Raw genomic sequence first — 24360 nt, forward strand, 5'->3', positions numbered from 1 at the left:
ACCAGCGAACGGATGAAGGAAACCGAGACAGCGTAAGGCCGCGCACGAAATTGTAGTGAATTTACCTGTTTTTGATGTATTATTAGTCATCCGAACCGCAAACCAGCATCGCGCGGTGACCTTCCCAACCCCAGCCAGACCACGACGCCAACCATTATGCGCCAGCCCGCCCTCTCCGCCACCGCCAGTTTCCAGGCTCTCGAATCCCATGCCGCCACCGCCCGCCAATGGACATTGCGCGACCTGTTCGCCCAGGATGCACAGCGCTTTCCCAAGCTGACCGTGGACGCGGCCGGCCTGTTCCTGGACTATTCGAAGAACCGGCTGGACGCCACCACCGTGGAACTGTTGCTGGAGCTGGCGCGCGAACGGGGCGTGGAACAGCAGCGCGACGCCATGTTTGCTGGTGAAAAAATCAATCTTACCGAACAACGTGCCGTGCTGCACACGGCCTTGCGTATGCCGCGCGGCAACAAACTGGTGGTCGACGGCCAGGACGTGGCGCACGACGTGCACGCCGTGCTGGACCACATCAAGGACTTCACCGACCGCGTGCGCAGCGGCGCCTGGACCGGCCACACCGGCAAGCCGATCACGGACGTGGTCAACATCGGCATCGGCGGTTCCGACCTGGGTCCGAAAATGGTGTGCCTGGCGCTGCGTTCCTATGCCCATCCGCGCCTGAAGATGCACTTCGTCTCCAACGTGGACGGCCACGACATGGACGCCGTGCTGGACCAGGTCAATCCCGAAACCACCTTGTTCATCGTCGCCTCCAAGACCTTCGTCACGGCCGAGACCATGCTCAACGCGCAAACGGCGCGCGCCTGGTTCCTGCAAGGCGCCCAGCCGGAACACCTGACGCGCCATTTCGTGGCTGTCTCCACCAACACGGAAGCGGTCAAGGCCTTCGGCATCGACCCTGCCAATATGTTCCCGTTCTGGGACTGGGTGGGCGGCCGCTATTCCGTGTGGTCGTCGATCGGACTGGCCGTGGCGCTGTCGGTGGGCTTTGGCTACTTTAGCGACTTCCTGGCCGGCGCCCACGCGCTGGACGAGCATTTCCGCACCGCGCCGCTGGCCGAGAACATGCCAGTGCTGCTGGCACTGGTGGGCTTCTGGAACCGCCAGTTCCTCGATTGCGCCTCGCTGTCGATTGCGCCCTATCATCAGGACCTGAGCCGCTTCCCGGCCTATCTGCAGCAACTGGACATGGAGAGCAACGGCAAGCGCGTCACGCGCGATGGCGCCGATGTCGGCGTGCCGACCTGCCCGGTGGTATGGGGCGAGTGCGGCACCAACGCCCAACACGCCTACTTCCAGCTGCTGCACCAGGGCACGGACGTGACGCCGATCGACTTCATCGCCGCGCTGCGCCCCACCCACGACCTGGCGGGCCACCATGACGCGCTGCTGGCCAACTGCTTCGCCCAATCGGAAGCCTTCATGAAGGGCAAGACGGCCGACGAAGTGCGGGCCGACCTGCGCCAGCAAGACCTGAGCGCGGAGCAGATCGAAGCGCTGGTGCCGCACAAGACCTTCCCCGGCAACCGGCCCAGCAACACCATCCTCATGGACCAGCTCTCGCCGCCGCTGCTGGGCGCCCTGATCGCGCTGTACGAGCACAAGACCTTTGTACAGGGCGTGCTGTGGAACGTGAACAGCTTCGACCAGTGGGGCGTGGAACTGGGCAAGGTACTGGCCAAGAACATCCACGCGGAGCTGACGGGCGAGATCGCGCCCGAGCGCCACGACAGTTCCACCAATGGCCTGATCGTCATGGCCAAGGCCGCGCAGCACCTGTAACTCTCCATGAGCAACGCTATGAGCAACGCAGTGAACAAATACGAGATCATCCCCGCCTTCGACGCCGTCATGCAGGTGGGCGAATGCCCGCTGTGGCATCCCGAGGAACAAGCCCTGTACTGGGTCGATATCGAAGGTTTCGCCATCCACCGGCTGGTGCCGGCCACCGGCGCGCACCGCAAATGGCCAATGGCGAGCGAACCCTCTGCACTGGCCCGTAACGAGAACGGTGGCCTGATCGTCGCCCTGCGGCGCGGCTTCGCCCACCTGAACACGGACAACGGTGAGCTGACCGACATCGCCGCCGCGCCCTACGACACTGCCACCACCCGCTTCAACGATGGCCGCGCCGACGCGGCGGGCCGCTTCTGGGTCGGCACCATCTACGAGCCGCGCGACCGCCAGGCGGCCGAGATGTACGTACTGGAACGGGGCCAGATCCGCAGGGTCTGGTCGGGCGGCATGACCGTCTCCAACGGCCTCGGTTTCAGCCCGGACCAGCACACCCTGTACCACAGCGACACCACGGCCCACCGCATCACCCGCTACGCCTACGACCTGGCCAGCGGCAGCGTGTCCGAGCCGCGCACGCTGATGCAGTTTTCCACTGACCGCACCGACAATTACGGCGGCCGTCCCGACGGCGCGGCCGTCGACAGCGAGGGTAACTACTGGTGCGCCATGTTCGAAGGCGCACGCGTGCTCAAGCTGTCTCCGGAGGGCGCCATCCTCGACGAGATTGCCCTGCCCGCCCGCTGCCCCACGATGGTGGCGTTCGGCGGCCCCGACCTGCGCACGCTGTACATCACCAGCGCCAGCTACAAGCGTCCCGCCGGCGAGGCGGAGCAGTATCCCCACACGGGCCGCCTGCTGGCGGTGCGGGTGGAGGTGGCGGGCCGGGTCGAACCGGCCTACATCGAATAAGCCCACATGGCGGCGCCGCAACGCGCCGCCCAATTTGTAGTAAATTTTCTTGCTTTAGCGCTTTTCGTGTAGTAAATTTACACCAAGGCAGCACCATCCCGGCACCACCACTTTTGCGATCACACACATATTATGGCTCTTACCGATTTTGACCTGGTTCTGTTTGGCGGCAGCGGCGATCTGGCAATGCGCAAACTGCTGCCCGCGATGTACGCGCGCGACGTTGCCAAGGACCTGCCGCCGACCGCGCGCATCATCTGCGTGGGCCGCCAGGACTGCGGCCAGGAAGAATTCCTGCGCACGGTGGAATCCACCTCGCGTCCACACATCAAATCGCCGGCCGTGACGGCCGAGGCGTGGGCCCGCTTCACGGCCCGCATCGTCTACGTGTCGCTGAGCGCCACCGATGTGGACAGCTACCTGCCGCTGGTGAGCGCGCTGCGCACCGACCCGGCCCTGACCCGCGTCTACTACCTGGCCACGCCGCCGCACCTGTTCTCGCAAATCTGCGACAACCTGGCCGCCAACGACCTGGTCACGCCCAACTCGCGCGTGGTCTTGGAAAAGCCGCTGGGCCGCGACCTGGCCTCGGCCAAGCAGATCAACGCCGAAGTGGGCAAGGTGTTCGCCGAATCGCAGATCTACCGGATCGACCACTACCTGGGCAAGGAAACCGTGCAGAACCTGCTGGCCCTGCGCTTCGGTAATATCCTGTTCGAGCCGCTGTGGCGCCGCGAATGGATTTCGGACGTGCAGATCACCATCGCCGAAAAACTGGGCGTGGGCAACCGCATGGGTTACTACGACACGTCCGGCGCGCTGCGCGACATGCTGCAGAACCACCTGCTGCAACTGCTGTGTATCGTGGCCATGGAGCCGCCCACCTCGATCGCGCCGGACGCCGTGCGCGACGCCAAGCTGCAGGTGCTGCGCTCGCTGAAAAAATTCACCCCGACCACGCTGGCGCAGAACATCGTGCGCGGCCAGTACCGCGCCGGCCACGTGGACGGCAAGGCCGTGCCGAGCTATCGCGACGAACCGGACGCGCCGGAGCAATCGCGCACCGAAACCTTCGTCGCCATGAAGGCGGAAATCGACACCTGGCGCTGGGCGGGCGTGCCGTTCTACCTGCGCACCGGCAAACGTATGGCCGACTCGCTGGCCGAGATCGTGGTGCGCTTCAAGCACATCCCCCATTCGATCTTCCACCAGCCCACGTCGAGCTTCCAGCCCAATTCGCTGGTGATCCGTTTGCAGCCGGACGAAGGCCTGCGCATGAATTTGATGGCCAAGACGCCCGGCGACGGCATGCGTTTGAAGCCGGCTGAACTGGAACTGGACTTCCGCGAATCGTTCAAATCGCCCCGTATGGACGCCTATGAGCGCCTGCTGCTGGACGTGCTGCGCGGCCAATTGACCCTGTTCATGCGCGGCGACGAACTGGAAGCGGCGTGGGAATGGGTCGAGCCTATCCTGAACAACTGGGAGCAGGACGACACCATGCCGATCCCGTACGCCGCCGGCACCTGGGGCCCAGCCGCCGCTTCCGCCCTGATCGGCCGCGATGGCCTCCAGTGGCGCGAAGAAGCGCTTCCTGAAGACTAAGAATGGAAGCGCAAGGAGTCTGGCCATGCATGGCCAGACCGTTACGCAGGCGCGGTGCGGTGCACCGCGAAACCCCTGCTTCCCCCCTTCCTGAAGACTAAACGGAAAAACCACAAGAATGCTGCTCGATTCCATCCGCACCCAGCTCGACTCGCTGTCCAAGTCCGAGCGCAAGGTCGCGCAAGCCGTGCTGGACCAGCCGGCGCAGACGGTCAACCAGAACATCACGGCGCTGGCCAAAAGCGCCCAGGTGTCCGAGCCGACCGTGGTGCGGTTTTGCCGCACGCTGGGTTACGATGGCTGGCACGAGTTCAAGCTCAAGCTGGCCCAGGGCCTGGCGCTGGCCCTGCCCGGCCTGAACGAGCAGCCGGCCCAGGACGACCTGGCGGCCGACCTGGTCAACAAGATCTGCAGCCGCTCCATCAACACCCTGCTGGACCTGCGCAACAACCTCGATCCGGAAGCGATCCAGAAGGCGCTCGACATCCTGTCCAAGGCCAACAAGATCGAGTTCTACGGCCAGGGCACCTCCGGCATCGTGGCCTCGGACGCGCAGCACAAGTTCTTCCGCTCCGGCGTGCCCACGGTGGCCTACGCCGACCCGGCCATCCACTCCATCGCCGCCGCCCTGCTGCGTACCGGCGACGCCGTGGTGGCCATTTCCCAGCGCGGCAACAGCCCGCCACTGGTGCGCTCGGCCAAGCTGGCGCGCCGCGGCGGCGCGGACGTGATCGTGATGGCGCCATCAGGTACCCCGCTGGCCGAGGAAGCCACGGTGCTGATCCCGATCGACCTGATTTTCAACACCGATCCCTACACGCCGATTTCGGCGCGCCTGGCCTACCTGGTGGTGATCGACGTGCTGGCGGTGGGACTGGCGCTGAAACGCGGCCCGGAATTCCGCAAGAAGATGCAGAACGCCCAGAAAGCGCTGCAGGAATTCGACCTGCAGTTCGACTCCTTCATCGGCTGATCAACCGGCTCGCTCAGGACGACTGGGCGCCAAACACAATGCCGGCGCTGAAACCGAGCTGCTTGGCGAAGCAGACGGCCAGCGGATTGCCCGCGTATTTCCCGTAATTCTCAATCGGCGTGTAGCCGGCCGCCGTGTAGAACTGCACGGCGCGCCGGTTGACTGCGCGCGTCTCCAGCCACATTTCACGGTAGCCACGCGCCGTCGCCTCGCGCTCCAGGAACGCGAGGATGGCGCGCCCCGTGCCCACGTTGCCGGCGCGCGCGTACATGCGCTTGACCTCGGCCACACCCGGCTGCAACGGCCGGAACGCGCCGCAGCCTATCGCCACGCCCTGCAGGTTGCGCGCCACCGCGAAGCAGGCCGTCTCCCCTCTCACGTCGGCCACGTCGAACGAGGCCTTGCCGCTGCTGCCCGTAATCTCGGCCAGGATGCCGGACAACTCGTCCATCAGCATTTGCGCATCGGGCGTCTCGGGGTCTTCCTGCGCGATCGAGATCTGGTTACCCAGCTGCTCCATCAGGAAGGCGATGAACAGCTTGGTGCGCGCGGGCAGGTGGCGCGTGTCCGTGATCACGTACACGTGGGTCGGCTCCAGCTGCCAGTCGGGCAGCACGCGTACCAGCCGCCCGGCCTCCACGTCCTGCCGCACGATGCGCGGATCGAGGCCGGCGATACCGATGCCGCTGGCGGCCATGGCCCGGTTCACCTCCGCGCTGTTGCTGACGAAGCGCGAGCCGCCCATCACTTCCACCGTCTCGCCGCCCCGGTGCAGGCGGCGCCACACGTCCGTCTCGCGCGCCGCGCCACGGCCCACGCACAGCGAATGGTTGGACAGGTCGCTCGCGTGCATCAGCCGCGGCGCCCGTCCCAGGTAGTCCGGCGCCGCATACAGGTAGCGGGGCAGCGTGGCGATCTGGCGCACCACCAGCGAGTTGGGCCCGGCCGGCGGACGGCCCATGCGAATGGCCAGGTCGATGGGCTCGGTCTGCAAATCGACGGGCCGCACCGTGATGTCGAAGTTGAACTTGATCTGCGGGTAGATGCGCGCGAAGTCGCCCAAAATGGGCGCCAGGTAGCCGATCGCGAAGTCGGACGTCAGCGACACACGCAAAGTGCCGATGGGCCGCTCCGACACATCGCGCAGCGCCTGATGCGCCGACAGCGCCTCCTCGACGATATTCTGGCAGCGCTTGAAATAGACCTCGCCGGCCGCCGTCAACTCCACCTTGCGGGTGGAACGGTGCAGCAGCCGTAGGCCAATGATCTTTTCCAGTTCCGCGATATTGCGCGACAGCGTGGAATTGGGCATGTCCATTGCATCGGCGGCGGCGCGGAAGCTCTTGCGCTTGGCCACCTCCACGAACAGCCGCATGTAGTTCAACACGTCCAATCATTGCTCCATTTTTGGAATACTCAATTCGATTATACGTATTTATCCCACCGACGGAACAGTGCAAAATAGACAAACCAAATCGACAAGGAGTTCAAGATGGCAACACTGCTCAGCGCGCACCAGACGCCCGTCCCCTGCGAACGCCCTTCCCCTGCCTCGCCTTCGGCCAGCGTCCGTCCGGCTGCCGCCCAGCGTGCGGCGAAGCCGGCCACGCCGCCCTCCGACTTCATGCGCGAGCTGCATCACATCCTCGCCGCCCTGACCCACAAGTAGGCACGGCATGGCGGCACGGAGCGTGACATCACGCACGTCTCATTTAGCATTTGACCAAGGGTGAGGACAATAAGCTAAGATACTCGTTGCAATTCCGCTTACCTCTTTTGGCACCGCAAATGAACCAACTCGAACAGCTCAAGCAATTCACCACCGTCGTCGCCGACACTGGCGATTTCCAGTCGATGAAGGCCTATACCCCGCGCGACGCCACCACCAACCCGTCGCTGATCCTGAAGGCGGTGCAGAAAGACGAATACAAGCCACTGCTGCAAAAGGCCGTGCGCGATAACCCCAACGCCAGCACCGGCGACGTGATCGACCACCTGCTGATCGCCTTCGGCGGCGAAATCCTCAAGATCGTGTCCGGCCGCGTCTCGACCGAGATCGACGCCCGTCTGTCGTTCGACACGGAAGGCTCGGTGGCCAAGGCCCGCGAACTGATTCACCTGTACGAAACGGCCGGCTTCGACCGCGAGCGCGTGCTGATCAAGATGGCCGCCACCTGGGAAGGCATCCGCGCGGCGGAAATCCTGGAAAAAGAATGCATCCACTGCAATATGACCCTGCTGTTCTCGCTGAGCCAGGCCATCGCCTGCGCGGAAGCGGGCGCCCAGCTCATTTCGCCGTTCGTGGGCCGCATCTACGACTGGTACAAGAAATCGACTGGCATCGAATATCCAGCCGATGAAGATCCAGGCGTGCAGTCCGTCAAGCGCATCTACAACTACTACCGCAAGTTCGGCTACCAGACCGAGGTGATGGGCGCCAGCTTCCGCAACACGGGCCAGATCCTGGAACTGGCCGGCTGCGACCTGCTCACCATCAGCCCTGACCTGCTGCAGCAACTGGCCAGCAGCGACGCGCCCATCACGCGCAAGCTGTCGGCCGACACCGCGCCGGGCGCCGGCATGGTCAAGATGACGCTCGATGAAAAGTCGTTCCGCTTCATGCTCAACGAAGACGCGATGGCGACGGAAAAACTGGCCGAGGGCATCCGCGCCTTCTGCGCCGATTCCGGCAAGCTGAAACAGATCATCGCCGGCATGCGCTGACCGATCCAGCCCTCGTTCCTCGCCAGCGGGGACGGCGCACGCGGCCCCGCACTTGCGGGCGCGGGCCCCGTCCCCGCTGGCGTTCCTGGGCACGGCAACCGCACTTGTTGCATACAAAACGTTACATGAATTGCTGTATTACAATGCTGCAACCCTCCCTGCCCACACCACGCGCCAGGGACCAGCACCATTCAACCATCCAATCAAATAACGAGACATCCATGAGATCAGTCCCGCGCCGCGCCGCTGTCGCCCTCTCCCTCCTGACCTTGGCCGCACTGGCCGCCTGCGGCGACAAGGCCGCAGGCAATGGCGGCCCGCCGCCGCCGGCCACCGTCGCCACCATCACCGTCGCTCCCGCCGCCGTCACCCTGAGCACCGAGCTGCCGGGCCGGCTGGAAGCGTCGCGCACGGCGCAGGTACGGGCGCGCACGGCCGGCATCGTGCTGCAGCGGGTCTACGCGGAAGGCAGCGACGTCAAGGCGGGCCAGGTGCTGTTCCGGATCGACCCGGCCAGCTTCCAGGCTTCCTACGACAGCGCCCAGGCGGCCGTGGCCAAGGCCGAGGCCAACCTGGCCCAGGCTGAACTGAAAGTGAAGCGCTACAAGCCGCTGCTGGCCGCGCAAGCCGTGAGCCAGCAGGAATACGACGACGCGGCCACGGCCCAGAAGCAGGCCGCCGCCGACCTGGCCACGGCCAGGGCGGCGCGCCAGAACGCCAGCCTGACGCTGGGTTATGCCACCGTCACCGCGCCCATCGCCGGCCGCGCCAGCCGCGCGCTGGTCACGGAAGGGGCGCTGGTGGGCCAGGGCGAAGCGACGCCGATGGCCACCGTGCAGCAGCTCGATCCGATCTACGTCACCATCACCCAATCGTCCACTGAACTGCTGAAATTGCGGCAGGCGCTGGCCAGCGGCAAACTGACCAGCGCAGGCAAGGGCCAGGCCAAGGTCACGCTGGTGACGGAGGATGGCCAGCCTTACCCGCTGCCGGGCAAGCTGCTGTTCTCGGACGTGTCGGTCGATGAAAGCACGGGCGCCGTCTCGATGCGGGCCGAGTTCCCCAACCCGCAGCACACCCTGCTGCCGGGCATGTACGTGCGGGCCCGCCTGGAACAAGGCGTGCGCGAAGCCGCCATCACCGTGCCGCAACAGGCCGTGGTGCGCGGACCGGAAGGCGCTTCCGTGCTGGTGGTGGGCGCGGACGACAAGGTGCTGTCCCAGCCAGTGGTGGCCGACAACGCCCAGGGCCAGAACTGGGTCATCAGCTCCGGCCTGAAAGGCGGCGAACGCATCATCGTGGAAGGCTTCCAGAAGGCCAAGCCGGGCGCGCAGGTCAAGCCGCAGCCGTGGGCGGGGCCGGCTTCGGCAGCCGCTTCAGCTTCAACTTCGGCCGCCGCATCGGCTTCGGCTTCGGCTTCGGCTTCGGCTTCGGCTTCGGCTTCGGCTTCCGCTCCCGTTTCCGCATTGAGCTCCGCCGCCACCGGTGCGGCGCCGGCCGCGGCCAAATAAGCGCGGGGAGCACAGATGCCTAAGTTCTTCATCGACCGCCCCGTGTTCGCGTGGGTGATCGCGCTGTTCATCCTGCTCGGCGGCGCGCTGGCCATCACCACCCTGCCGGTGGCCCAGTATCCCACCATCGCCCCGCCATCGATCGTCATCACGGCCAACTACCCCGGCGCCACGGCGCAGGTGCTGGACGACGCCGTCACCAGCGTGATCGAGCAGGAAATGAACGGGGCCGACGGTTTGCAGTACGTCGAATCCCAGAGCGAGGCCAATGGCGCCGTCACCATCACCGTCACCTTCCAGCCGGGCACCAATCCCGACCTGGCGGCGGTCGATGTGCAGAACCGCATCAAGCGGGTCGAATCGCGCCTGCCGGCCGCCGTCACCCAGCAGGGTGTGCAGGTCAACAAGGCACGCTCCAACATCCTGATGTTCGTCGGCCTGTCCTCCACCGACGGCAAGCTCGATCCGACCGCACTGGGCGACTACCTGGCCCGCAACGTCGTCAACGAGATCAAGCGCATTCCCGGCGTGGGCCAGGCCCAGTTGTTTGGCACCGAACGCGCGATGCGCATCTGGATCGACCCGGCCAAGCTGGTGGGCCTGAAGATGACCATGGCCGACGTGACGGCCGCCATCAAGGCGCAGAATGCGCAGGTGGCCTCCGGCACGCTGGGCGACCTGCCCAGCCCCGCGCAGCAGACCTATTCCGCGCCCATCGTCGTCACCGGCCAACTGGCGTCGACGGACGAATTCGGCCGCATCGTCCTGCGCGCCAATCCCAACGGCTCGCTGGTGCGGCTGTCGGATGTGGCCCGCATCGAAATGGGCGGCGCCAGCTACAGCATCAACGCACGCCTGAACGGCGCGCCGTTCTCCGCCATCGGCGTGCAGTTGTCGCTGTCCGGTAACGCCCTGCAAACGGCGACGGCCGTGCGCAACAAGATGGACCAGCTGGCCAAGTACTTCCCGCCCGGCGTCAAGTACACCGTGCCTTACGATACCTCGCTGTTCGTCAAGATCTCCATCGAGGAAGTGGTGAAAACGCTGGTCGAGGCGGTGATCCTGGTGTTCCTCGTGATGTACCTGTTCCTGCAAAACATACGCTACACCCTGATCCCCACCATCGTGGTGCCGGTGGCCTTGATGGGTACTTTCGCCACCATGCAGATGTTCGGCTTCTCGATCAACGTGCTCACCATGTTCGGCATGGTGCTGGCGATCGGCATCCTGGTCGATGACGCCATCGTGGTGGTGGAAAACGTGGAACGCATCATGAGCGAGGAAGGCCTGTCGCCGCGCGACGCCACCCGCAAGGCCATGCAACAGATCACCGGCGCCATCATCGGCATCACGCTGGTGCTGATCGCCGTGTTCATCCCCATGGCCTTCTTCGGCGGCGCCGTGGGCGCGATCTACCGCCAGTTCTCGCTGTCGATGGTGTCGGCCATGGTGTTCTCGGCGCTGATGGCGCTGTCGCTCACGCCGGCCCTGTGCGCCACCATCTTGCAGCCGGTGGAAGCGGGCCATCACCACGAAAAACGGGGCTTCTTCGGCTGGTTCAACCGCCGTTTCGCCGTCACCGCCACCGGCTACCAGGGCATGATCGCCAAAATCCTGACCCGCACCGGCCGCTACCTGGTGGTGTTCGCGCTGATCCTGGGCGTGGTGGGCTGGCTGTACGCGCGCCTGCCCTCGTCGTTCCTGCCCAATGAGGACCAGGGCTATCTGATCACCAACGTGCAGTTGCCGGCCGGCGCCTCCACCAGCCGCACGGCCGCCGTGCTGGCCAAAGTGGACGCCTACTTCCGCCAGCAGCCCGGCGTGGCGCGCACCATCGCGGTGGCCGGCTTCAGCTTCTCGGGCAATGGCCAGAACGCCGGCCTGGTGTTCGTGCCGCTCAAGGACTGGAGCGAACGGGGGCCAGACCAGTCGGCCACCGCCATCGCCCAGCGCGCGTTCGGCGCCCTGTCCGGCATTTCAGACGCCATCGTGTTCCCGCTCAGCCCTCCGCCCATCCGCGAACTGGGTAACGCCACCGGCATCACGGCGCGCCTGCAGGACCGCAGCGCCCAGGGCCACGCGGCCCTGCTGGCCGCGCGCAACCAGTTGCTGGAACTGGCCGGCAAGAGCAAGGTGCTGAAAGGCGTGCGCCCCGAAGGCCTGGAAGACGCGCCCCAGCTGCAGCTCGACATCGACCGCGAGAAAGCCAACGCGCTGGGCGTGGCCTTCGCCGACATCAACAGCATGCTGTCGATCTCGCTCGGCTCCTCGTACGTGAACGACTTCGCCAGCGCCGGCCGCCAGCAACGCGTGATCGTGCAGGCCGACGCGCCGCAGCGTTTGCAGCCGGAAGACCTGATGAAGCTCAACGTGCGCAGCGCCAGCGGCGCCATGGTGCCATTTGCCTCGTTCGCCCGCTCCCACTGGATCAACGGCCCCGTGCAACTGGTGCGCTACAACGGCTACCCTGCCATCAAGCTGACCGGCGATGCGGCCCCCGGCCGTTCCACCGGCGAAGCCATGGCCGAACTGGAAAAGCTGGCCGAACAACTGCCGCCCGGCTTTGGTATCGAATGGACCGGCCAGTCGCTGGAGGAAAAGACTTCCGGCTCGCAGGCCCCGGCCCTGTTCGCGCTGTCGCTGCTGGCCGCCTTCCTGGTGCTGGCCGCGCTGTACGAAAGTGAATCGATCCCGGTGGCGGTGCTGCTGGTAGTGCCGCTGGGCGTGCTGGGCGCGCTGCTGGGCGCCACCCTGCGCGGCCTGCCCAACGACGTCTACTTCAAGGTCGGCCTGATCGCCATCATCGGTTTGTCGGCCAAGAATGCGATCCTGATCATCGAGTTCGCCAAGGACTTGCAGGCGCAAGGCAAGGGCCTGATCGAATCAACGCTGGAAGCGGTGCACCTGCGCTTCCGCCCCATCATCATGACGTCGCTGGCCTTCATCCTCGGCGTGTTGCCGCTGGTGGTGGCCAGCGGCGCCGGTTCCGCCAGCCAGCGCGCCATCGGCACCGGCGTGATGGGCGGCATGATCACGGCCACCGTGCTGGCTGTGTTCCTGGTGCCCGTGTTCTTCGTCGTAATCCGCCGCATATTCAAGGGCAGCGAACGCCAGCGCCGTCTGGCAGCACATGAACTGGACCTGCCCGTGGAGAAAAAACATGACTAAGCCCGCCCCGACTCTGTTTACGGCGCCGCTGACGGCGCTGCTGACGGCGCTGATGGCGGCCGGCCTGCTGTCGGCCTGCTCGCTGGCGCCCACCTTGCAACGCCCGGCCACGCCGGTGGCCGCCACCTGGCCGGAAGCGTCGGCCGCCGACAGCGCCGCCGACGGCAAGGCCGCAGCCGACACGGGCTGGCGCGACTACTTCGCCGACGCCCGCCTGCAACAGCTGATCGCCGCCGCGCTGGAACACAACCGCGACCTGCGCACGGCCGCCCTGCGCATGGAGGAAGCGCGGGCCCAGTACGACATCCAGTCCGCCGACCGGCTGCCCAACGTCAACGCCAGCGTGGCCGACACGCGCGCCAGGACGCCTGCCTTCCTCACCTCCAGCGGCCAGAGCACCATCGGCAAGCGCTATGACGTGGGCCTGTCCATGCCCGCCTTTGAGCTGGACTTCTTCGGCCGCGTGAAAAGCCTGAACGACGCCGCGCTGGCGGCCTACCTGGCCACCGACGAAGCGCGCCAGGCGGCGCAGATCAGCCTGGTGGCCGACGTGGCCAAGGCCTATTACACGGAACGGGCCTACGCCGAGCAGTACGCGCTGGCCCAGCAAAGCTTCGAGACGCGCCAGCGCACCTACGACCTGACGCGCCAGCGCGCCAACGTGGGCGCCTCATCGCTGCTGGACTTGCGCACCAACGAAACGCTGATGGAGACGGCACGCGCGGCCGCGCTCACGCTGGCGCGCCAACGCGCGCAAGCGGAAAATGCGCTGACGCTGCTGGTGGGCCAGCCGCCTGCCCCGGCCAACACCGGTGGCAATACCAGCACCAGCGCCGGTGGGCTCGTCAGCGACGCCCAGGTCGACGCCATGAGCGCGCTGCCGGCCGGCCTGCCGTCGGACCTGCTCACGCGCCGGCCCGACATCCGCGCCGCCGAGCAGCGCCTCAAGTCGGCCAACGCCAACATCGGCGCCGCGCGGGCCGCCTTCTTCCCGCGCGTGAGCCTGACGGCGGCCGTGGGCAGCAGCAGTCCCACGCTCGGTGGCCTGTTCGACAGCGGCTCGGGCAGCTGGTCGTTCGCACCGCAACTGGTGCTGCCCATCTTCGACGCGGGCCGCAACCGCGCCAACCTGAATGTGAGCGAAGTGCGCAAGAACCTGGCCGTGGCCGACTACGAGAAGACCATCCAGGTCGCCTTCCGCGAAGTGGCCGACGCGCTGGCCGCGCGCAGCTACCTGGGCGACCAGGTGACGGCGCAGCGCGCCATCCAGGATGCCCAGGCCGACCGCCTGCGGCTGCTGGAACTGCGTTTCGCCAACGGCGTGGCCAGCTCGCTCGACGTGCTGGACGCCCAGCGTGAACTGTTCGCCAGCCAGCAAACGCTGGTGCAGGCGCGTTTGCTGCGCACCACCAGCGCCATCGACCTGTACCGGGCTTTGGGCGGCGGCTTGAAATAAGCATGACGTCCCCCATCACCATCCGCCTGGGCCGGCGCGCCCGCGAACGCATCGCCGCGAATGGCCTGCAAGCGGCCGACGTGGCCATCGTGCCCGCCGCGGCTGGTGGCCCCAAGGGCCTGATCCTGAACGGCATCGACTGCTGGCTGTTCGGCTCCTGGCTGGCGCAGGCGCCGCGCCAGCGCGCGCTGGTGGGCGCCTCCATCGGCGCCTGGCGCATGGCCGCAGCCGCCTTCCACGACCCGGTGGCCGCGCAACGCCGGCTGGCCCGCCTGTATGCGGCCCAGCGTTATCCGGCCAAGGTGGATGCGGCCTACGTCAGCCGCACCTGCCGCGCGCTGCTCGACGAAGTGCTGGATGGGCGCGGCGCCGAAGTGCTGAATCACCCCGGCCACCGGCTGTCCGTGCTCACCGTGCGCGGCGCCGGACCGCTGGCCGGCACCGGCGGCGTGCGCTGGCGTGAAATGGCGGGCTTCCTGCGCGCCGCCGCCAGCAACGCCATCGCCCGCAGCCGCCTGGCCGGGTCGATGGAACGGGTGGTGTTCCACGACAGCCGCGACGACACCCAATGGCTGCGCCAGCCGTTCGACGCCTTCGCCGGCCACTTCGTCGGCCTGTCCGACGCCAACCTGCGCGACGCGCTGCTGGCCTCCGGTTCCATTCCGCTGGTGCTGGAAGCCGTGTCGGGCATCGCCGGCGCGCCGCCGGGCGACTACTGGGACGGTGGCCTGATCGACTATCATCTGCACCTGCCCTACCAGCGCGATCCCGGCCTGGTGCTATATCCCCATTTCGCTGATTACATCGTGCCCGGCTGGCTCGATAAATCCATGCCGTGGCGCCGCGTGCGCGACGCGGCGCTGGACAACGTGATCCTCATCTCACCGTCGCCCGCGTTCGTGGCCAGCCTCCCCAACGGCAAGCTGCCGGACCGGCGCGACTTCAAGTTCTACGGCCAGGACCACGCGGCCCGCACGCGCGACTGGAGCCGCGCCATCGCCGAAAGTGAACGCATGGCCGAAGCGCTTGCGCACTGGTGCGAGCGGCCCGACATGCGCCAGGCGCTGTCGTTCTGACGGCCCCGTCCGGCGCTTCCGGTCTGAAATATTGTTTCTAAAAAGCAACAAAAATGACAGAAAATTTCATGCCGGAGGGCGGCGCATGAGCGCATACTAACAGCGCCGCCGCCCCCAAAATCCCCCGTGGCACGCCGGCCTTTCACGGAGACTCCGCCATGAGATTCCTGTCCCATCTGCGCATCCGCACGCGCCTGTCGATCGGCTTCGCCACCGTGCTGCTCATGTCCGTGTTCGCCACTTCCGTCGCGCTGGTGGACGCCCGCGCCAATGCCGAGGCGACCAAACTGATGATGTCCAAGCCGCTGGCCAAGGAGCGCATCGTCTCGGACTGGTATGTGCTGATCTACTCGGCCATCGCCCGCACGGCGCTGATCGCCCGCAGCACGGACGAGACGCTGTCAGTCACCTTCGCCGACGTGATCGCCGACAGCGTCAAGCAAGGCACGGCGCTGCTGAACAGCCTCAAGGAATTGCTCGTCACGCCCGAGGAAAAGGCCTTGTACGAACAGGCCCTCGCCGTGCGCAATACCTACCAGTCGTCGAAGAACGCCGTGATGGCGGCCCGCAAAAAAGGCGATGCGGCCGAGGCCGAACGCCTGTACCAGCAAGTGTTCACGCCAGCCGCCGCGGCCTACCAGAACAAGGTCAAGGCGCTGCTGGCCTACCAGCGCAAGGCCATCGACGACACGGCGCTGGCGATCGAAGCGGCCAATGATCGCGGCACCCGGCTGCAAATGATATTGTCGGTGCTGCTGGTGGTGGTCGGCGGCCTGGCCGCGTGGCTCATCTCGCGCAGCATCACGGCGCCGCTGCATTCGGCGGTCGACATCGCCAGCATCGTCGCCAGGGGCGACCTGACCACCGCGTTCAACGAGCCGACCTCGCGCGACGAGATCGGCGATTTGATGAAGGCCCTGCACAGCATGAACGACGCGCTGCGCAACGTGGTCAGCGAGGTGCAGCAAGGCACCCACACCATCGCCACTGCGTCCAGCCAGATCGCGGCCGGCAACCAGGACCTGTCGTCGCGTACGGAGGAACAAGCCGGCTCGCTGGAGGAAACCGCATCGTCAATGGAGGAACTGACCTCCACCGTGCGCCAGAACGCCGAGAACGCGCGCCAGGCCAACCAGCTGGCGCAGGCCGCGTCGGACGTGGCGGAAAAAGGGGGCGCCATCGTCGGCCAGGTGGTCGACACCATGGGCTCGATCGACGCCTCGGCCAAGAAAATCGTGGACATCATCGGTGTGATCGACGGCATCGCCTTCCAGACCAACATCCTGGCGCTGAATGCGGCGGTGGAAGCGGCCCGTGCCGGCGAACAGGGGCGCGGTTTCGCCGTGGTGGCGACGGAAGTGCGTAACCTGGCCCAGCGCAGCGCCGGCGCGGCCAAGGAAATCAAGGCCCTGATCAGCGACTCGGTGGAACAGGTGGACCAGGGCGCACGGCTGGTGCAGCAGGCCGGCAGCACCATGCAGGAGGTGGTGGCCAGCGTCAAGCGCGTGACCGACATCATGGGCGAGATCACCTCCGCCAGCAGCGAGCAAAGCACGGGCATCGACCAGGTCAACACGGCCATCACGCAGATGGACCACGTCACGCAGCAAAACGCGGCGCTGGTGGAGGAAGCGGCCGCCGCCGCGGCCAGCATGCAGGAGCAGGCGGCGCGGCTGGCCGACGTGGTGGGATCGTTCAAACTCGGTAACGAAGCCATGCTGGCGGCGCCGGTGCGCGCGCCGATCAGGGCGGCGGCGGTGGCGGCTCCGAAGGCGCCCGCGCGTCCAGCGGCGCCGGCAGCCAAGCGCCTGGCAGCCGTGCCCTCGCCCGCCAAGGCCAAGGCCAAGGCCAAGCCCAGCCCGAGCAAACCGGCCACGGTGGGCGGCGATCAGGACTGGGAAGAGTTCTGATACGCCGCTTGTTTTGATCGTTGAAAGTTTCTTGACCTTCCGCCGATGGTAAGGTGTAGTGTCGCCACACCGAATCACGCAATGTAGAAGGAAGCCAAGAATGAATGCACTCCGTACCGTCATGATCATCGCCGCCATGGCCGCCGCCACGCTGGCCAGCCCGTTCGCGGCCGCGCACGCAAGCCTGAAGAGTTCCAACCCGGCGGCGGGCGCCACCGTCGACGCGTCTCCCAACGAAGTCACGCTCACCTTCAACGAAAAAGTTGAGCCGGCCTTCAGCAGCATCACCATCGCCGATAGCCAGGGCAAGAACGTGGCGCCGGACAAGGCCAAGGTGGATGCCAGCAACCCGGCCATCCTGCGACTGCCCGTACCAGCGCTGGCTTCGGGCACCTATACGGTCAATTGGGCAGTGGCCGGGCATGATGGCCACCGCCGCAAGGGCGACTTCAAGTTCTCGGTGAAGTGAGTGGATGCGGTATCGCTGCTGCAGATAGCTTCGGCGTTCCTGCTCAATCTCGGTTTCATCTGGCTGTCAGGGTCATGGTGCGCGCGCTTCTGGATGCGTGCCAACGGCGCCAAGCGGAATGATTTCGAGCCCGCCCTGCGCCGGCTCGATTTGATGGCTGCGGGACTGGGTGTCATCAGTGGCACGGCCAGCCTGCTGGCGGCCACCGCGATCATGGGCGATGTCGGTCTGAGGGAAGCCTGCCCGATGTTCTGGGTGATGTTGACCGGGACGGATTATGGCCGTGCCGGCTGCGTCGCTAACGCGGCCATGGCCGCGCTGTTTGTCCTGCGTTGGACCGGCGCCTCCAGCCGGGCTGGCGATCTCGCGCTCGTTCTGGCGTTGTGCGTATTCGCGTTGACGCGCGCATCGATGGGGCATGCCGGCGAAGATGGCTACTGGTCCCTGGCGCTGGCGGCGGAGGCCATCCATTTTGTGGCCATCGGCGTGTGGACGGGCGCGGTGCTGGTTTCCGCATGGTTCGCGCTCGATGCCGCGCGGGTCGACGCCCGCGTGATCGGTGCTCAGGACCGCTACCTGAACCGCATGTCGCAAGCGGCCATGGCGGCGGTGATGGCGATCCTCATCACCGGTGTGTACAGCGCCTGGCACCGTGTGGGGACACCGGAGCACTTGCTGCACACGGCCTACGGCGCGACCTTGCTGGCGAAAGTGGCGTTGGTGCTGGCCGCCATCGCGCTGGGCGGCTACAACAAATTCATCGGCTTGCCCGCCGCCAGCCGTTCGCAACGAGGCCTGGAACAGGTTCGCGCAGCACTGCGGATAGAAAGCGTGTTCTTGCTGGCAGCAGTTTTGGCCGCTTCGATGCTGATATCGCAGCAGCCGCCGACAGCGCTGTAAGAAGTGGGGTCAGCGGCACTGACCCCGGCGAAGGTGTTCGCTTACGACCGCAGGAACATCTCCTGCAAATCGTTCAGGAAACGCTGACCCAGTTGCGTCGGCCGGATCACCAGGTGGTCACGGTACAGCAAGCCCTTGGCCTCGGCCGCGTTGAGCGTCTTGTCGATCGCGTTCAAACTCATGCCCGTGCGTTCGGCGAACAGGTTGGGCGAAAAGCCGCCGTGCAGCCGCAGCGTGTTGAGCATGAATTCGAAGCCCATGTCTTCGCGCGCGATCTCGAATTCCTCCTGCACCGGCGTGCCGTTGCGCACCTGCTCCATATAGCTCTTGGGCTGCTTGTAGCGGGCCTGGCGCAGCACGCGATGGGGGAACGACAGCTTGGAATGCGCGCCGGCGCCGATGCCGAGGTAATCGCCAAACTCCCAGTAATTGAGATTGTGGCGCGCCTGCCGGCCCGGCTGGGCGTAGGCCGACACCTCGTACTGGCCGTAGCCGTTGGCCGCCGTCAGTTCCGCGATCATGTCCTGCATGTCGGCGCTGGCGTCGTCGTCCGGCAGCGCCGGCGGGTACTTGGCGAAGACCGTGTTGGGCTCCATCGTCAGGTGATACAGCGACAGGTGCGGCGGCTTGAACGACATGGCCGTTTCCAAGTCCAGCCGCGCCTGTTCCAGCGTTTGCGACGGCAGCGCGTACATCAGGTCGAGGTTGAAGTTGTCGAAGTTGGCCTGGGCGATTTCCACCGCGCGGCGCGCCTCATCGCCATTGTGGATGCGGCCCAGCGATTTCAAATGGCCCGCGTCGAAGCTCTGGATGCCGATCGACAGCCGGTTGATGCCGCTGGCGCGGTAGGCGCGGAACTTCTCCGTTTCGAACGTGCCGGGGTTCGCTTCCATCGTGATTTCAGCGTCGCCATCAAGCGGCAGCAGCGTGCGCAGATCCGACAGCAGCCGGTCCAGCCCCGCCGCCGACATCAGGCTGGGCGTGCCGCCGCCGATGAAAATGGTATAAATCTTTCTGCCCCAGATCAGCGGCAGCGCCATTTCCAGGTCGGCGCGCAGCGCGTCCAGGTATTCCTGTTCGGGGAAATCGCCGCCCTTGGCCTCATGCGAGTTGAAGTCGCAATACGGGCACTTGCGCACGCACCACGGGAAGTGCACATACAACGACAGCGGCGGCAGCGCCTGCAGGTTCAAGGCGCCCGGTTGCAGGTATTTGACGGCGGCGCCGGCCGCGTCGGCGGTCGCCATGGCTGGTTTGAGCGGGGCGCCTGCGACTTTGATCGGGATCATCGCAATTTCTCAACCAATGCGCGCAAGGCCTGGCCACGGTGCGACAGCGCGTTCTTCTCGTCCGACGACAGTTCAGCGGCGCACTTGCCCAGCGCGGCGATGTAGAAATGCGGGTCGTAGCCAAAGCCGCCGTTGCCCCGCGCTTCAGCGATCATCTCGCCGTTCCAGCGGCCTTCGGCGATCACCGGTTGCGGATCGTCGGCATGGCGCACGTAGACCAGCACACAGTAGTAATAAGCCGACTTGTCGGCATGCGACGCCAGGTCGGCGATCAGCTTGGCGCTGTTGGCCGCATCCGACTTGGGCTCACCCGCGTAACGCGCCGAGTACACGCCCGGCGCACCGCCCAGCGCGTTGACGCACACGCCGGAATCGTCGGCCAGCGCAGGCAGGCCGGTCAGGCGCGATGCATGGCGCGCCTTTTCCAGCGCGTTCTCGACGAAAGTGATGTGCGGTTCCTCGGCTTCGGGCACGTTGTATTCGCCTTGCGCGTGCACGGAGAAGCCGACGGTGGACAGCAGTTCGTTGAATTCCTTGAGCTTGCCCGCGTTGTTGGAGGCAAGGATGAGACGTTGGGTCATGGGTAATCTGGCTAGAGTGGCAATGCGCCCCGCGCGCGGGGCTGGAAGTGCCGCCATTGTAAACCCAAACGCCAACGGCCATGCCCGCCGCGCCCCTCCGCACTGGTCGGCGGCGCAGCAGGCCTGGCTGGCTTGGCAGGCATGGCTGGCGTCAGCCGCGCGTCACTTTGAGCACCAGTTTGCCGTTATTGCTGCCGTCGAACAGCTTCTGGAAGGTTTCGGGGAAGGTGTCCAGGCCCTGCACCACGTCTTCGCGGGTCTTCAGTTTGCCGGCCGCGATCCAGCCGCCCATGGCGACGATGGCTTCCATCGCACGCGGGTAGTAGTCCGCCACCATCACGCCTTTCATCGTGGCGCGCTTGACCAGCAATTGCAAATAGTTGGCCGGGCCACGCACCGGCGTGGTGTTGTTGTACTGCGAGATGGCGCCGCAGATCACGATGCGCGCGTTGAGCGCCAGGCGGTTCAGCACCGCGTCCAGGATCTCGCCGCCCACGTTATCGAAATACACGTCCACGCCCTGCGGGCAGTGCTCGCGCAGCGCCTCGGCCACGTTCTCGCTCTTGTAGTCGATGGCCGCGTCGAAACCCAGCACGTCGACCAGGTAGCGGCACTTGTCCGCGCCGCCGGCGATGCCCACCACGCGCGCGCCCTTGATCTTGGCGATCTGGCCCACCACGGCACCCACCGCGCCAGCCGCGCCGGACACCACCACCGTTTCGCCGGCCTTGGGTTGGCCCACGTCGAGCAGACCGAAATAAGCCGTCAGGCCCGGCATGCCCAGCGCGCCCAGGTACAGCGGCAGCGGCGCCAGTTTGGGATCGACCTTGGTCAAGCCCTGGCCGCGCGAGACGGCATATTCCTGCACGCCCAGCAGGCCGGTGACATGATCGCCGGCCGCGAAGCCCGCATGGCGCGACTCGACCACCTGGCCCACGGCGATGGCGCGCATCACTTCACCAATGGCCACCGGCGGCATGTAGGAATCCTCGCTGGCGTTCATCCAGCCGCGCATGGCCGGGTCGAGCGAGATGTATTCCAGCTTGATCAGCAGTTCGCCGTCGGCCAGCGCCGGCACGGGCGTGGCGGCGTAGTCGAAATCGCTGCGCTGGATGGCGCCCACGGGACGGCGGGCCAGCAGGAATTGGTGATTGGTGGTGGACATGGTGGTCTGTGCTCGCGAAATGATGGATAACAAACAGCAGTATAGGCGTTGGTATGATGCTTGATTAGTCATCAATTAAGCATTACATTGTTGCCCATATGGCGACAATCTCCCCTTCCAACTCCACATTCCACGCTCCCGCCCTCCATTCCCAGCGGCTGGCCATCTTCGCCACCATCGTGCGGGCCGGCAGCATCAGCGCGGCCGCCACCCAGCTCGGGTGCGGCAAGTCCGTCGTATCGCGCCAGCTGGCGCGGCTGGAACTGGAGCTGGGCGCACGCCTGATCCAGCGTTCCACTCGCCGCCTGGCGCTGACGGAGATCGGCGCGCTGGTGCTGCAACAGGCGCAGCAGATCGAACAGGCGCTGGAACGCATCGCCGACATCACCGACCAGTATCAGCAGCAGGTGCGCGGCCTGCTGCGCGTTTCGTGCTCGATCGCCGCGCGCCGCCCGCTGGCGCCGCTGCTGGCCGAGTTCACGGCCATGTACCCGCAAGTGAAAGTGTCGCTGCAACTGGAAGACCGGCTGGTGGACCTGATCGCGGAGCAGATCGACGTGGCCATCCGCACCTCCAACCTGGTCGATTCCACGCTGGTGGCACGCAAGCTGGCCGACAACGTCACCATCATGGTGGCCGCCCCCGCCTACCTGGCGCGCGCCGGCACGCCGGCCACGCCGCAGGATCTGCGCGCGCACGCCTGCCTGCTGTACGCCAACGGCGGCAGGGTGTATGACGAATGGACGTTTATCGGCGACGAGGGGCCGTATGTGGTGCGAGTGGATGGCCCGCTGCAGATCAATGATGGCGGCTCGCTGGTGACAGCCGCCGTGGCCGGCGCCGGCATCCTGCGCATCCCGCAGGCGCTGGCGCGCGAAGAGCTGGCCAAGGGTGAGCTGGTGCCGGTGCTGGCCGATTGCCGGCTGCCGCCGGCGCCGGCCAGCTACGCCGTCTACCCGGCGCGCGACTTTTTGGCGCTGAAGACGGTCGCCTTTGTCGACTTTCTCCAGCAGCGCATGGGAGACGTCAGTCCGCCAGGCCCAGCGCCTGCTTCTGCATCCTGATCAGATCAGCGATGCCGCCCTGGGCCAGGTCCAGCAGGCGGTTCATGCTGGCGCGGTCGAAGGCCGCGCCTTCGGCCGTGCCCTGCACTTCGATGAAATGGCCGGCGTCGGTCATCACCACGTTCATATCGGTGTCGCAGCCCGAGTCCTCCACGTAGTCCAGGTCCAGCACTGGCATACCCTGGTACACGCCCACCGAGATGGCGGCCACGAAGTGCTTGAGCGGGATGGCCGGCACGGCGCCGCGCGCCACCAGCTTGGAGAAGGCGTCGTAAGCGGCCACCATGGCGCCAGTGATGGACGCGGTGCGGGTGCCGCCGTCGGCCTGGATCACGTCGCAATCGAGGTGCAGGGTACGTTCGCCGATGGCCTCCAGGTCGAACGCGGCGCGCAGCGAGCGGCCGATCAGGCGCTGGATCTCCTGGGTGCGGCCGGACTGCTTGCCGCGCGCGGCCTCGCGGTCCATGCGGGTGTGGGTGGAACGGGGCAGCATGCCGTATTCGGCCGTCATCCAGCCCTGGCCTTTACCCTTCAGGAAGCCGGGTACTTTTTCCTCGATGCTGGCGGTGCAGATCACCTTGGTGTCGCCGCATTCGATCAGCACCGAACCTTCGGCGTGCTTGGTGTAATCGCGGGTCAGGCGCAGGGTGCGCAGCGCATCGACGGCGCGGCCGCTGGGGCGGGATACAAAAGTCATCAAGTTTCCTATGTCAGTCTATTTCAGTATTTGGGAGGATTTTTCGATCGCCCCGCGAATTTCCGCGATGGCGCGTTCGATTTCGTCGTCGTTGAAGGCGTCCGCTTCCGGCGCCGGCGCGGCGTCGATGGCCTGCTCGGCGTCGGCCGCCGGCTTGGCTTCCGTCGGCGCGCCACCGTGGATGGTGGTGCTGTGCAGGTCCTCGGGCAGCGCCTCGGTCGAGATCACGGTGGACATGTCGGGCGCCGTCACGCTGGCGATGCCGTCGGTGACGCCGCCGCCCTGCCACATGATGGCCAGCGCCGTCACGTTGTCGCTGCCGGCGCCGGCCTTGGCCAGCGCCGTGCTGACCAGGTCCGGCACGGCGCGCACCACCGTCTGGGTGGCCAGCCGGTGCGCCATGTCTTCGTCCGGCAGCATAGACCACAAACCGTCGGAGCACAACAACAGCTGGTCGCCCGGCAGCAGGCTGGCGCGGCCCGACAATTCAATGCGCGGCACCACGCCCGCGCCCAGGCAGTTATACAGCTTGTTGCGGTCGGGATGGGTGGCACGCGCCGAGGGCGGCACCACGCCGCGCGCGATCAGGCTTTCCACATGCGAGTGGTCGCGCGTGTGCGCCAGCACTTTGCCGCCGCGCAGCCAGTACAGGCGCGAATCGCCCACATGGGCCCAGATCGCCGTGTTGTGCTGGACCAGGCACACCACCACCGTGGTGCGCGGCGTGTCCGGCAGGTTGTTGGCCGCGCAGTAGCGGTGGATGTCATGGTGCGCGGCCATGCAAGACAGCTCCAGGAAACGCTCCGGCTTCTTCACGTACGGCGTGGCCTGCTGCTGGAACATGGTGGAGATGGTCTGCAGCGCGATGGTGGCCGCCACCTCGCCGCGCAGGTGCCCGCCCATGCCATCGGCCAGCACCAGCAGCAGCGCGTCGCGGGTGAAGCTGTAGCCCATGCGGTCCTGGTTGACCTTGCGGCCGCCGATATGGCTTTCCTGATACACGGAGAATTGCATGGTGATGCCTTGTGTCGGTTGTTGACGC

The 24360-nt window shown here is 66.2% G+C and carries 20 protein-coding genes; 14 read left to right on the forward strand and 6 right to left on the reverse strand.

Going from position 1 to position 24360, the window contains the following annotated elements; genetic code table 11:
• The first annotated feature begins 156 nt into the window (after positions 1–156).
• The 4 genes from pgi (at position 157) to H3H39_RS04850 (ending at position 5308) form a co-directional block, all read left to right on the forward strand.
• The gene (pgi, locus tag H3H39_RS04835; RefSeq protein WP_182152176.1) at positions 157–1806 is read left to right on the forward strand and encodes a glucose-6-phosphate isomerase; all 1650 of its coding nucleotides are present in this window, start codon (positions 157–159) and stop codon (positions 1804–1806) included.
• Between the two features lie 18 nt (positions 1807–1824).
• Entirely contained in the window at positions 1825–2730 is a 906-nt protein-coding gene (locus H3H39_RS04840; protein ID WP_182152177.1) for an SMP-30/gluconolactonase/LRE family protein, read from the forward strand.
• Between the two features lie 132 nt (positions 2731–2862).
• Positions 2863–4335 (forward strand): glucose-6-phosphate dehydrogenase, encoded by a 1473-nt coding sequence (gene zwf, locus H3H39_RS04845; RefSeq protein WP_182152178.1) that lies wholly within the window; start codon positions 2863–2865, stop codon positions 4333–4335.
• 118 nt (positions 4336–4453) lie between these two features.
• Positions 4454–5308 (forward strand): SIS domain-containing protein, encoded by an 855-nt coding sequence (locus H3H39_RS04850; protein ID WP_182152179.1) that lies wholly within the window; start codon positions 4454–4456, stop codon positions 5306–5308.
• Positions 5309–5321: 13 nt separating this feature from the next.
• Here the strand turns inward: H3H39_RS04850 and H3H39_RS28275 are convergent, their stop codons facing one another.
• Positions 5322–6695, reverse strand: a complete 1374-nt coding sequence (locus H3H39_RS28275; RefSeq protein ID WP_311196865.1) for a GNAT family N-acetyltransferase — start codon at positions 6693–6695, stop codon at positions 5322–5324.
• A 105-nt stretch (positions 6696–6800) separates the two neighbouring features.
• On the opposite strand from H3H39_RS28275, the gene H3H39_RS04860 reads away from it, so the two are divergent.
• The 9 genes from H3H39_RS04860 (at position 6801) to H3H39_RS04900 (ending at position 18522) form a co-directional block, all read left to right on the forward strand.
• Positions 6801–6977, forward strand: a complete 177-nt coding sequence (locus tag H3H39_RS04860) for a hypothetical protein (RefSeq protein ID WP_182152181.1) — start codon at positions 6801–6803, stop codon at positions 6975–6977.
• Positions 6978–7096: 119 nt separating this feature from the next.
• Positions 7097–8032 carry a transaldolase gene (gene tal / locus H3H39_RS04865; protein ID WP_182152182.1) on the forward strand — a complete coding sequence of 312 codons (936 nt, stop codon included), beginning with the start codon at positions 7097–7099 and terminating at the stop codon, positions 8030–8032.
• A 221-nt stretch (positions 8033–8253) separates the two neighbouring features.
• Positions 8254–9543, forward strand: coding sequence for an efflux RND transporter periplasmic adaptor subunit (locus tag H3H39_RS04870; protein ID WP_182152183.1), 1290 nt, complete (start codon positions 8254–8256; stop codon positions 9541–9543).
• A gap of 15 nt (positions 9544–9558) precedes the next feature.
• Complete coding sequence (locus H3H39_RS04875) at positions 9559–12711, forward strand: efflux RND transporter permease subunit (RefSeq protein WP_182152184.1); 3153 nt, start codon at positions 9559–9561, stop codon at positions 12709–12711.
• Complete coding sequence (locus H3H39_RS04880) at positions 12704–14167, forward strand: efflux transporter outer membrane subunit (protein WP_182152185.1); 1464 nt, start codon at positions 12704–12706, stop codon at positions 14165–14167. Before H3H39_RS04875 ends, H3H39_RS04880 begins: the two co-directional genes overlap by 8 nt.
• Positions 14168–14169: 2 nt before the next feature.
• The gene (locus H3H39_RS04885) at positions 14170–15243 is read left to right on the forward strand and encodes a patatin-like phospholipase family protein (protein ID WP_182152186.1); all 1074 of its coding nucleotides are present in this window, start codon (positions 14170–14172) and stop codon (positions 15241–15243) included.
• Positions 15244–15401: 158 nt separating this feature from the next.
• Entirely contained in the window at positions 15402–17153 is a 1752-nt protein-coding gene (locus tag H3H39_RS04890; protein ID WP_182152187.1) for a methyl-accepting chemotaxis protein, read from the forward strand.
• A gap of 100 nt (positions 17154–17253) precedes the next feature.
• Complete coding sequence (gene copC / locus H3H39_RS04895) at positions 17254–17622, forward strand: copper homeostasis periplasmic binding protein CopC (protein ID WP_182152188.1); 369 nt, start codon at positions 17254–17256, stop codon at positions 17620–17622.
• On the forward strand, positions 17623–18522 hold the full coding sequence (locus H3H39_RS04900; RefSeq protein ID WP_182152189.1) for a CopD family protein: 900 nt from the start codon (positions 17623–17625) through the stop codon (positions 18520–18522).
• Between the two features lie 41 nt (positions 18523–18563).
• Here the strand turns inward: H3H39_RS04900 and hemW are convergent, their stop codons facing one another.
• The 3 genes from hemW to H3H39_RS04915 all read right to left on the reverse strand — a co-directional run bounded on the left by hemW (position 18564) and on the right by H3H39_RS04915 (position 21557).
• Positions 18564–19811 (reverse strand): radical SAM family heme chaperone HemW, encoded by a 1248-nt coding sequence (gene hemW / locus H3H39_RS04905; RefSeq protein ID WP_182152190.1) that lies wholly within the window; start codon positions 19809–19811, stop codon positions 18564–18566.
• Positions 19808–20392 (reverse strand): RdgB/HAM1 family non-canonical purine NTP pyrophosphatase, encoded by a 585-nt coding sequence (rdgB, locus tag H3H39_RS04910; RefSeq protein WP_182152191.1) that lies wholly within the window; start codon positions 20390–20392, stop codon positions 19808–19810. The genes hemW and rdgB overlap by 4 nt, the downstream gene beginning before the upstream one ends.
• 151 nt (positions 20393–20543) lie before the next feature.
• On the reverse strand, positions 20544–21557 hold the full coding sequence (locus tag H3H39_RS04915) for an NADP-dependent oxidoreductase (protein ID WP_182152192.1): 1014 nt from the start codon (positions 21555–21557) through the stop codon (positions 20544–20546).
• A gap of 98 nt (positions 21558–21655) precedes the next feature.
• Here H3H39_RS04915 and H3H39_RS04920 point away from each other — a divergent pair, with 98 nt between their 5' ends.
• Positions 21656–22621 carry a LysR family transcriptional regulator gene (locus H3H39_RS04920; protein WP_182152193.1) on the forward strand — a complete coding sequence of 322 codons (966 nt, stop codon included), beginning with the start codon at positions 21656–21658 and terminating at the stop codon, positions 22619–22621.
• On the opposite strand, the gene rph is transcribed toward H3H39_RS04920, so the two are convergent.
• Positions 22584–23318 carry a ribonuclease PH gene (gene rph / locus H3H39_RS04925; RefSeq protein WP_182152194.1) on the reverse strand — a complete coding sequence of 245 codons (735 nt, stop codon included), beginning with the start codon at positions 23316–23318 and terminating at the stop codon, positions 22584–22586. The genes H3H39_RS04920 and rph overlap by 38 nt on opposite strands.
• An 18-nt stretch (positions 23319–23336) precedes the next feature.
• Positions 23337–24332: a PP2C family protein-serine/threonine phosphatase gene (locus H3H39_RS04930; protein WP_182152195.1), complete on the reverse strand. Its 996-nt coding sequence runs from the start codon at positions 24330–24332 to the stop codon at positions 23337–23339.
• Between the last annotated feature and the right edge of the window lie 28 nt (positions 24333–24360).

The organism is Rugamonas apoptosis, from assembly GCF_014042355.1.
In the GTDB taxonomy this organism is placed as follows: Bacteria; Pseudomonadota; Gammaproteobacteria; order Burkholderiales; family Burkholderiaceae_D; genus Rugamonas; species Rugamonas apoptosis.